Origin of the sequence: Kitasatospora sp. NPDC001261, from assembly GCF_042896795.1 — a bacterium.
GTDB lineage: Bacteria > Actinomycetota > Actinomycetes > Streptomycetales > Streptomycetaceae > Kitasatospora.
Genome location: NZ_JBIAXP010000020.1, coordinates 195,461 through 202,166, shown reverse-complemented (window position 1 = coordinate 202,166; position 6,706 = coordinate 195,461). Strand labels below are relative to the sequence as shown.

Sequence of the window (6,706 nt, the reverse complement as noted above, 5' to 3'; positions counted from 1 at the left end):
GTGGGGGCCCCCCCCCCCCGCCCGCCCCGGGGGGCCCCCCCCGCCCCCGGGGGGGGGGCGGGCGGGGGCCCCCCCCCGGGGGGGGGGGGGGGGCGGCCCCCCCCCCCCCCCGCCACACCACTGCCCCGGGCTCAGCGCAGGCCGGCGAAGAGGTCGTTCTCCGGGAGGGCCGCGCCGGTGGTGTCCCTGACCCGGACGAAGGTCTCCACGCCCATCAGCTCGGTGAACCGCTCCTTGCCCATCCGCAGGAAGAAGATGTTGTCCCCCTGGCTGGCGTGCGCGGCCAGGGCGTCGAACTTCCGGCCGCCGAAGGCGGTGGTGTCCACCCAGGTGCTGATCTCCTCGTCCGGCAGGCCGATCTCGGGCAGCTCGGCAGCCTCCACCGGCTCCACCGGCTCCACCGGCTCCGACCGCTCCCCGTCGGGGCCGGACTCCCGCATGACCTCCCCGAACCGCCGCACCGCCGAGTGCGGCACCGTCGTCCAGTAGACCTTCGGCGACAGGTCGACCAGTTCCAGCGCCGCCACCGTGATGCGGTGGGCCTGGATGTGGTCGGGGTGGCCGTAGAACCCGTTCTCGTCGTAGGTGACGACCACGTCGGGCTGGTAGTGCCGCATCAGTTCGGCGAGCCGGGCGGCGCCGTCCGCCACCGGCGTGTTCCAGAACGAGCCGGGCGCGTCGTTGCTCTCCCAGCCCATCATCCCGGAGTCGGCGTACTCCAGCAGCTCCAGGTGCCCGACCTCCAACACCTCGCAGCTGGCCTCCAGTTCCTTCCTCCGCATCGCGGCGACGGCCGCCGGGTCGTGCCCGTCCTCGCCGGGCTTGACCCCTCCCGGGCCGTCGCCGCACCTGCCGTCCGTACACGTCACGAGCACCGTACGGATGCCCTCCGCCGCGTACCGGGCCAGCACACCCCCGGTCCCGCTCGCCTCGTCGTCGGGGTGGGCGTGCACTGCCATCAGCGTCAAAGGCCGGTCAGCCATGAAAATCCATCCTCCGGTGTGAAAAATACTCGCCCCAGTCTGCGTCACGGAGACCGGCGGCCGCTCCCGATATCCCGCCCGGGGCGCCGGCCCGGCCCGGCCGCCGGGGTGACGGGCAGGCCCCGGCACCCGACCAGGGCGGCGGACCGGTCCGTCCCAACTGCGCGGTGTGGTGGCGATGTTCCCGGGCGGAACTCCGCCGTCCGGCACTGCCGGCCGACCGACACCGGATCGAGACCGACCGTTTCGCGCGTACCGGGCCCACCGCCGCCGCCGGTTCCCTACGCTGTGGCCGATTCACTCCGTCCGGCCGCCACGGCACGGGACTTCGAGGGGGAGCCATGGAACTCGACGCCTTCATGGAGCTGGCCGGCCCGCCGATCGGCGCCGCGCTCGCCGCGTACGGCGACTCGGTGCTGACCCGGGCCGAGGACGCGGCCGCGAGCGCCACCGTGGGCCTGGGCACCCGCATCCTCCAGCGGGTGTGGCGCCGGCGCGACGAGCGGCAGCGCGAGGCGCTGGAGTCGGACGTCGCCGAGGCGGTGCAGGACGACGCGAACCCGGACGCCCAGGCGGCGCTGCGGCAGGCCGTTCGGCGCACGCTGCGCCAGGATCCCGAACTGCTGGCGGAGCTGGCCGCCGCGCTGCCGCGGCCGGAGCCGTCCTCGGTCACCGTCGTGGTGTCGGGCCAGGGCTCCATCGTCAACACCGGTACCAACGAGGGGACGATGAGCACCAGGACGGTCGTCCACGGGGACGGCGCCCGGTGACGTCGTCCGTCCACCACTTCCACGGTGCCGGGCAGATCTCCAACGTCAACAGCAGCAACGACGGTGTGATGGTCACCCAGACCACCACCGTCGTGCTGCCCGCCGAGGCGCTGCGCTCGGCGGCCGACACCCCGGCGAACGGGCTGGTCCACCTGCTCCAGCCGAACGCCCGCTTCACCGGCCGGCAACGGGAACTGGCCGCGCTGCGCGAGGCGTTGACCGCCGAACGGCCCGGGCCCGGTGCGGCGACGGTGGTCGTGCACGGCTTGGGCGGGGTCGGCAAGAGCACCCTGGCGCTCCAGTACGCCCAGAGCTTCCGCACGGCGTACGACCTGGTCTGGTGGATCGACGCCTCCTCCCCGGGCGGTGTCGAGGAGGCCCTGACCGGGATCGCCCGGCGGCTGAGCCCCGCCTGGGCCGGGACCGCGCGGCCGCCGGAGCTGGCGGCCTGGGCGCTGGCCTGGCTCCAGCACCACACCGGCTGGCTGCTGGTGTACGACGACGTCGAGGACCCGGCACTGCTCGAACCGTTCCTGGGCAGCCTCACCCGCGGGCACCACCTGGTCACCACCCGGCTCGCCGACGACTGGGACACGCTCGGCGCCGCCTCCGACGGCGCGCTGCTCGCCCTCGACGTGCTCCCCCACGAGCAGGCGACCGAGCTGCTGTGGTCCTGGGTCGCCGAGTGGGACGGCTCCGATGGGTCGCGCTGGGAGGCCGGGCAGCTGGCCCGTGAACTCGGCGGCCTGCCGCTCGCCCTGGAGCAGGCGGGCGCCTACCTGCGCCGGACCCGTACCACCGTCGCCGGCTACCGCCGCCGGCTCGGGCTCCGACCGTCCGGCGCCCCGACCCGCCGCGACCCGCAGCGCACCGTCGCCCGGGTCTGGCAGGTCACCCTGGCGGCCGTCGCCGGGGACGACCCGGTCGCGGCCGACCTGCTGCACGCCCTGGCCTGGCTCGACGCCGACGGCTGCCCGCGCGACCTGGTGTCCCGGCTGGCCCCGGACGAGCTCGCGGCCGACGACGCACTCGGCGTCCTGCACGCCTACAGCATGATCGGCTACGCCTGGCGCGACGTCCGGGTGCACCGCCTGGTCCAGGGCGCGCTGCGGGCGGAAGCCCTCGCCGCCCGCCCTCCGGGCGGCGCTCCCCGGGGCCGGCGCGAGGCCGAACGGGCCGTGCTGGCGGCCGTCCACCCGGCCGGGAGGGAGCAGGAGCGCGACACCGCCGAGCTGACCCGCCTGGCCGGCCAGGTCCGCGCCCTGGCCGCCACCGACCCGGGGGACGACAGCGACCCGGCGGTGTTCACCCTCTACGCCGCCACCGCCCTGCTCCTGGAGGCCGAGGGGCAGAGCGTCCGGGCGCTGCCCCTGTACGAGGCGTACGACGCCCAGATCAGGCACGGCTTCGGGCCCGACCACGAGTTCGCGCTGGTGGCGGGCTCCGCCCTGGCCCGGGTGCACCTCGCGACCGGCCGCCCCGAGCAGGCCCTCGGCCTGCTCGAACCGCTCCTGGAGCGGAGCCTGCGGGTGCACGGCCCCGGGCACCTGACCACCCTCAACCTCCGGAGCAGCCTCGCCGACGCCCACCAGGCCTGCGGGCGGGCCGAGCGGGCCGTCGAGGAGTACGAGCGGGCCGCCGCCGACAGCCGGGACGCCCTCGGCCCGGACCACCCCAGGACCTTCAGCCTGCTCAGCGACCTGGCGGGCGCCCACGGGTCCCTCGGCCGGGCCGACCAGGCCATCGCGATCTACGAAGGCCTGCTCGGCCGGGAGGCCGCGGTCACCGGCGACGAGCACCTGCCCCCGGGCATGCTCCGGATCAACGCCCTGCGGCTGCGGAACAACCTCGCCGGGGCGTACGAGAACGTGGGGCGGTACCGCCGGGCGGTCGCGCTCTACCAGGAGGCGCTGGCCGGTCTGGAGGAGCTCTGCGGCCCCGAGCACCCCGACACCCTCAGCTGCCTGAGCAACCTCGGCTACGCCCACGAGTCGGCGGGCGACCTGGAACCGGCCGGGCGGATCTACCGGGACGTCCTGGCGCAGCGTGCGGCCGCCCTCGGCGAGGAGCACCCGGACACCCTGCTCAGCCGCAGCAACCTCGCCTACCTCTGCCTGACCACCGGTGACGTCGGGACCGGCCTCGACCTCTGCCGGACGGTCCTGGCCCAGCGCACCGGCGTGCTCGGCCCGGAGAGCCCCGACACCCTGGTCAGCCTCAGCATGCTGGCCTCCGCCCACGCCGCGGCCGGGGAGCCGGAACTTGCGCTCCCCCTGTTCGAACAGACCCTCCGGCTGCGCCTGGAGGTACTCGGCCCGGACCACCCCGACACACTGCGCAGCCGCGGCAACCTCGCGGCCGTCCACCACCGGCTGGGCGACCACCGCCGGGCCGTGCTCCGGTTCGAGGAGGTGCTCGCCGCCCAGGAGCGCCTGCTCGGCCCGGAGAGCCGCGACACCGTGCTCAGCCGGAACAACCTCGCGTCGGCCTGCCGGGCGGCCGGCGACCTGGAGCGGGCCCGGTCGCTGATCACCACCGTGCTGGAGCAGCGCACCCGGCTGCTGGGCCCGGACCATCCGGACACCCTCGGCAGCCGCGCCACGCTGGCCCGGGTGGACGAGGCCTCCGGCGACCTGGACCGGGCCGTCGAGGGGTACCGGGCCGCTCTCGCCGGGCTGACCGGGGCGGTCGGCCCGGACCATCCCACCGCGGCCCTGGTGGCGGACCTCCTGGCCGCCGCCCTGCGGACCCGCGACGCCCCGGGAACACGGCCGTAGGGTCCCCGCCCGGCCGACGGGCCGGGGCGCGACGGTTCTCCTACGATCGAGGCGACAGCGGACCCCAGGGACGGGCAGGTTCCCATGACCGACGACAGCACCAGCGGGATCGACCGGTCGAAGCCGAGCATCGCCCGTGTCTACGACTACCTGCTCGGCGGCACGGACAACTTCGCCGTCGACCGCGAGGTCGGCGACTTCTTCCTCCGCGAGCTGCCCGGCTCGGTGGCCTTGCCGTTCGCCAACCGGCAGGCGCTGATCCGCGCCGTGGGCGCGATGGCCGGTGGCGGCGTCCGCCAGTTCGTCGACCTGGGCAGCGGCCTGCCCACCTCCGACAACGTGCACCAGGCCGCCCGGCGGCACGACGCCGGCGCCCGCGTCGTCTACGTCGACAACGATCCGACCGTGCTCGCCCACGGCCGTGCCCTGCTGGCCGCCGACCCCCGCACCACGCTGGTCCGGGCGGACCTGCGCGAGCCGGAGGAGATCCGCCGCCATCCCGAGGTGCGGCGGCTGATCGACTTCGACGAGCCGGTGGGGGTCGTCTTCAGCGCCGTCCTGCACCACCTCGACGACGCCGAGCGACCCGCCGACCTGGTGCGCTGGTGGGTGGACCGGGTGCCCTCGGGCAGCCTGGTCTACGTCTCCCACTTTCGCTCCGGCGGGAGCTCCGTCGGGGACTCCGGCAGGAGCTCCGGCGGGACCGAGGAGGGCCGGCGCGCCGAACGGAAGCTGCGGGAGAGCTTCGGCCGCGGCCGCTGGCGCACCGACGAGGAGATCCTCGGCCTACTGGACGGCCTCGACCTGCTCGAACCGGGGCTGGTGCCCTGCCCGCTGTGGCGTCCGGAGCCCGCCGGCACCGGCGGGGTGCCGGCGGACGAGGGCGATCTGTCGGTGTGGGAGCGGCTGATCTCCTGCGCGCTGGCCCGCAAGCCCTGAGCGGCGGCGGGTCAGGACAGGTAGTCCTCCAGTCCGCCGTCGCGCCGGGTGTCCAGGGTGACGCAGTGGAAGCCGCCGCCGAGCACCCGGGAGTGCCGCAGCCGGTGCGGCAGGACGGTGATCCCGGCGTGCTCCAGCAGCTTGATCAGGCCCTCCTGCTCGGACTCGACGATCGCCGTGTCCGGGGAGACCATCAGCAGGTTCATGCTGATCCAGCTCTCGCTGAGCGCGTGCTCGGGCGCGTCGCCGGTGGGCTCGGCCGGCGGGCACCAGAGGACGTCCCAGCCCTTCAGCGGCTCCGGGACGGTCTCCGGGCTGATCCGCTCGGGGTTGAGCAGCACCAGGCCCGGGCGCAGCAGCGCGATGGTGCTGTCGATGTGGGTGTAGCCGTAGATGTCGCGCAGCGGGTGCAGCCGCAGGCCGCCGTCGCCGAGCAGGCCGAGGGTGGACTCCAGCCACCGCAGGCCGAGTTCGTTGCCGCTGCGGGAGACCTGGTAGAACACGTCCCGGCCGAGCCGCAGCACGTTCGCGGCGTCGAAGACCGGCTCGGCCTCGCCCAGCAGCGGGAGGCCGGCCTCGTCGAACTCGAAGAGTTCGTCGCCCAGTTGCGGCCGGGGGGCGGCCAGCCAGCGCGCGCCGCGGCGCAGGTAGTCCTGGAAGAGTCCGCGCAGGCCGAAGGCCTCGAAGTAGCGCTGCCGCATCGGGCTCGCCACCTCGATCAGCGTCTCGCCGACCACCAGGGTCAGGTCCCGCGGACAGTAGGAGTGGAAGCCGCCGTCGGCGTTCCAGAGCGGGGAGGCGAACTCGGCCGCGTGGTCGACCGGATCGGGCCGGTGGACGGTGACGCCGAAGCCGCGCAGGGTGGCCACCAGGTCGTCCAGGTCCTCCTCGGTCTCCTCCACGACCTGCCGCGAGTAGGGGCCGGCCTCGATCGAGGCGAGGTCGGCGGCGTTGGTCTTCGGGAAGCAGGACAGCCAGGAGGACGGCTCGGTCTGCTCGGGCAGCCGGGCGCCGACGGCGGTCCCGACCACGATCTCCCGCAGTGTGGTGAACTCGTCCCAGCTCTGGACCGGACGGGCCGAATCGGACATGACTCTCCCTTGACACGGGTTTGGGGGAAACACGGAGACGACGGCGGAGGCGACGGCCTGGAACCGTGCGGACGGATGCGCCGGACCGGCTCCGGCCGGCCACGACGTACGGGAAATCACCGGCGGGGCAACCGAGTTCGCCGCTA

General features: G+C 74.9%; 5 protein-coding genes. 3 read left to right on the top strand and 2 right to left on the bottom strand.

The features are described 5' to 3' along the window. Positions 1-131 precede the first annotated feature (131 nt). Entirely contained in the window at positions 132-983 is an 852-nt protein-coding gene (locus ACFY4B_RS26450; protein WP_387971691.1) for a PIG-L family deacetylase, read from the bottom strand. A gap of 341 nt (positions 984-1,324) precedes the next feature. Here ACFY4B_RS26450 and ACFY4B_RS26445 point away from each other — a divergent pair, with 341 nt between their 5' ends. The 3 genes from ACFY4B_RS26445 to ACFY4B_RS26435 all read left to right on the top strand — a co-directional run bounded on the left by ACFY4B_RS26445 (position 1,325) and on the right by ACFY4B_RS26435 (position 5,469). Next, entirely contained in the window at positions 1,325-1,753 is a 429-nt protein-coding gene (locus tag ACFY4B_RS26445) for a hypothetical protein (protein ID WP_181970405.1), read from the top strand. Next, positions 1,750-4,530 (top strand): tetratricopeptide repeat protein, encoded by a 2,781-nt coding sequence (locus tag ACFY4B_RS26440; RefSeq protein ID WP_387971687.1) that lies wholly within the window; start codon positions 1,750-1,752, stop codon positions 4,528-4,530. Before ACFY4B_RS26445 ends, ACFY4B_RS26440 begins: the two co-directional genes overlap by 4 nt. A gap of 84 nt (positions 4,531-4,614) precedes the next feature. Continuing rightward, the gene (locus tag ACFY4B_RS26435) at positions 4,615-5,469 is read left to right on the top strand and encodes an SAM-dependent methyltransferase (protein ID WP_387971685.1); all 855 of its coding nucleotides are present in this window, start codon (positions 4,615-4,617) and stop codon (positions 5,467-5,469) included. Positions 5,470-5,480: 11 nt separating this feature from the next. Here ACFY4B_RS26435 and ACFY4B_RS26430 read toward each other — a convergent pair whose 3' ends face one another. Beyond that, positions 5,481-6,560 (bottom strand): inosamine-phosphate amidinotransferase 1, encoded by a 1,080-nt coding sequence (locus ACFY4B_RS26430; RefSeq protein WP_387971683.1) that lies wholly within the window; start codon positions 6,558-6,560, stop codon positions 5,481-5,483. Between the last annotated feature and the right edge of the window lie 146 nt (positions 6,561-6,706).